3 protein-coding genes are annotated in these 3442 nt (G+C 74.4%); all 3 read right to left on the bottom strand.

All coding sequences use genetic code 11. The features are described 5' to 3' along the window. On the bottom strand, positions 1–1020 hold a 1020-nt coding region (locus tag FOE67_RS20250; RefSeq protein ID WP_182666270.1), incomplete at its 3' end, for a hypothetical protein. A 193-nt stretch (positions 1021–1213) separates the two neighbouring features. Next, positions 1214–2329 carry a GNAT family N-acetyltransferase gene (locus FOE67_RS20255; RefSeq protein ID WP_182666271.1) on the bottom strand — a complete coding sequence of 372 codons (1116 nt, stop codon included), beginning with the start codon at positions 2327–2329 and terminating at the stop codon, positions 1214–1216. Next, positions 2326–3442: ATP-grasp domain-containing protein (locus FOE67_RS20260; RefSeq protein ID WP_194444504.1), on the bottom strand; the 1117-nt coding region annotated here is incomplete at its 5' end. The genes FOE67_RS20260 and FOE67_RS20255, both read right to left, overlap by 4 nt.

The raw sequence follows: 3442 nt of genomic DNA on the forward strand, positions 1-3442 counted from the left end.
GGTGGGGGGAGCCGCCGCGCGGGCCCGGCGCAGGAACGTTTCGCCGTGGGTGAGCCAGGTGTCGACGGCTGACCGGAGTGGCGCGTCGGGTACCGGTGGCTTCGAAGAGGTGCCCCCGTCCAGGCTCTCCACGTCGACGAGGGCGTCGACCAGTCGGGCGAGGACACGGTCCTCCGGAGAGCCCTCGGGTGCCGAGGAGCGGCATCGGTCCAGGAGAGGGGGAGCGTGCCGCAGGACGGAGCGGAACTCCTCCCACACCCGGCCCGGGAGCCTCGCGGTCCTCTCCTCCGGGACCGGTGCTCCGATGTCGTCGTGCTCAGGGGCCGTGCCGGTGCTTTGGTCGTCGTGCTCGGTGCGGATGCGGTCGAGCGCCTCCGCGACGCATGCCAGCCGCCGATCGTGAACGGCGCGCCGGTAGGCGGGTAGGTAGTGGTCCGTGATGGCCCGGGCCGCCGAAGCGGCCGACCCCAGGACGGCGATGCCGGGTGGGGCGTGCCGGTCGCCGTGTCCCTCCTCGAAGAACTCGGGGGAGAGCGCGCCGACCAGATAACCGGCCTCTCGGTCGGGGCGTTCGATGAGCAGCAGGGTCGTTTCGGAGGCCGTGTCGGTGAGGGCGGCTGCGCAGGGGACGCGCTCGTGCCGGACGACTCGGGCGAGTTCGCCGCTGTCCCACAGCCAGGGCACGAGGTCCTCCTGCCAGTGGGGGTTGGAGTAGATCTCGACGCGGGCTTTCCACTCACCGGGCAGAAGAGCCGCGATGTCTCCGGCGGTGTCGCCGATGAACTGCCGGCTGCCGGTGGTCACCTCGGCCCGGTAGAACTTCGAGAGACGGACCAGTGAGGCCACCCGGTCCCGGGCGAGGTCCGGTTCCCCGTCCGGCAGGTGGTGCACTCCGCTCTCGTCCTCGCGGAATCCGCAGGAGGTGAGCAATTGGTGGGCGGCCTTGTACCTCGTGCCGTGGGGGATGGCGACGATCCCTCGGCCACGGCTGTAGGTGAGGATGATCTGCGGGTCGGTCACCGGGCGCCACCCGCCCGCGACCGGGGGGATGGAGGGCTCTGTGTTCCCGAGCGGCGCGCTGCGGAGCGCACCGCAGCCGCCGGACCGCCCGGCTTGTGGCAGCACATCGAACCGAGGTGGCCGTAAGCGGGGGCGAGAGGGTGCAGGGGCGACGGGTTCAGGAGGAGGGCTCCTTTCCGGACCGGAGGAGGGCTCACCAGGGGGTGCCCGGGGGCAGGTGGGGCAGGGCCTGCTCGCCCAACCGCCGGGCGAGATCGGACAACGCGGTGACGGTCGCGGGCTCGGGGCGGGGAAGGAACACGACGGTGCGCAGCGGCTGGGGACGGCAGCCGACTCTGAGCTTGGCGGCGTAGTTGGCGCGGCCCAGGTCGAGGGTGTGCGCTCCCCGGTCGATGGCCCAAAGGGCCGATTCGGCCAGCAGCCACTTGTACACGCGGTGCGCGGCCGGGTGGCGGTAGTCGATACCGCAGGCCCACAGGTACAGGCAGCGGCGGTGGAGCCAGCCGTAGAAGCCACCCACCAGCCGGTCCCCGTCCCGGGCGGCCAGCAGGACGGCGCCGGGCACATCGGTGAGGTGCTCGAACATCTCCGGCCCGTACAGGCGGGTGCCGTGCCGGTCGGCGGTGCTGTTGGCCAGCTCGGTGAAGTACGGCAGGTGAGGGAGGGTGACGGCGCCGGTGTACGGGGCGAGGGTCAGCCCGGCGTCGGTGCCGCGACGCCAGGTGCGGCGGGCGTCGCTGCGGTACTTCTGCGGGATCCCGGCCCACCACCGCTCCGCGTCCGCGCCGAGGGGACGGGTGAACGCGACATCGGTGCCCAGGTCGAGAGCGGTGACGCCGGCGGGAGCGGCGGCGGTGAGGGCGGCGGCCTGCCCGGGGGTGAGACCGGGGTGGACGACGGCGCGGGCGCCCAAACTTTGGGCGAGGTGGAGTCCGGCTGTGGTGGTGGCGGCGGCAAGGGCTGCGGTGGCGGTGCCCGCGCCGCCGTACTCGGCATGGGGGCTGCCGGCGTAGAGCACCGGGCCGGGCCACACGGGCGGGCTGCCGGCGTCGGTCTCCAACCGCGACCAGTAGGGGCTGCCCCGGCCGGGGACCAGGTGGAAGGAGACGGTCTCGCCGATGCCCCGGTCGGGGTCGTGGAGGTGGACGTGGCGGTGGGCGAGGACCTGTTCGGTGCGCACGTGCTGCCATGCCCCGGCCCATGCCCGGGTGCGGGAGGGGTGCAGGGCCTCCAGGGTGTCCGGCGGGGCCTGGTCGACGTCGTCGTACCAGGTGGCGCTCACCCGCGGTTCGGCGGTCGTGGTGGTCATCGGCCGCTCCGGGTGGGGGTGATGGTGGCGCGCAGGGAGCCGGCGGCCCGGTCGAGACGCTCGCGGCACAGTTCGGGGGTGGGGGCGGTGGCCACGACGTGGGCCAGGCGCGAGTGCAGGCCGTCGCCCGGCGGCGGGCTCACCTCGTCGCCCGGTGTCCTGGTCGCCACCGCGCGCTCGCACCAGGCCACCTCTCCCAGTCGGGGGTCGATGTCCAGGCGGGTGAGGCGACCGGCCGTCGAGGGGTAGAGGAAGCGGACGCCGGCGCTGATGTCGCGGGTGGGGGTCAGGTCGGGGGACAGCCCGGCGCTCAGGTCGGCGGCGGCTGCGACGACGTCGACGCCAGTGGCCAGGTGGACCAGGTGGGGGATGAGGTCTCCACCCGGACGGGGATTGATCTCGATGACACGCGGCCCGTCGGGGGTCAGGCGCAACTCGATGTGGGAGACGCCGTGGGTCAGACCCACCGCGTCCAGGGCGGCGAGCGCCACGCGCACGGCGGGCTCCCCGGGGTCCGGCGAGCCGTGCACCAGATGGCCGGTCTCCTCGAAGTACGGCTCCGCGCCGAGGGACTTGTGGGTCAGGGCGAGAACGTGGTGGCGGCCGTGGTCGGAGGCGACCTCGACGGAGACCTCGGGGCCGGAGAGGTAGGACTCCACCAGCAGCCCGGCGTCCTCCCGCCCCCGGGCGGCGGCTTCGGCGGCGAAGGCGTGGGCGGCGGCCAGGTCGCGGGCGGTGTCCACCTTCCGCACGCCGAAGGATCCACCGGCCCCGGCGGGCTTGAGGACCACGGGGAAGCCGATCCTCCGGGCGGCTTCCCCGGCCTGCTCCGCGGTGGTGACCCGGGCCCAGGGCGTGGAGGGCACCCGTCGGGCGTCGAAGCGTGCCCGGGCCGCGGCCTTGTCGCGGCAGGTGGCGACCGCCTCGGGACGGGGGCCCGGCAGTCCGAGGTCACGGGCGGCCTCGGCGGCTCCCACGGTGGCGAACTCATCCCAGGTCAACACCCCGTCCACCGGATGCCGGCGGGCCAGGGCGCGGGCGGCGGCCCGCACCCGGGTGGGATCGTGCGGATCCGCGACCTCGTGGTCCACGATCCCGGGGGTGGGCCGGGCG

The sequence above is a fragment of the Streptomyces calidiresistens genome (assembly GCF_014141525.1).
In the GTDB taxonomy this organism is placed as follows: Bacteria; Actinomycetota; Actinomycetes; order Streptomycetales; family Streptomycetaceae; genus Streptomyces; species Streptomyces calidiresistens.

Excerpts from the sequence above, each read along its gene's own strand:
- FOE67_RS20255 (WP_182666271.1), bottom strand. The coding sequence starts at position 2,329 with ATGACCACCACGACCGCCGAACCGCGGGTGAGCGCCACCTGGTACGAC.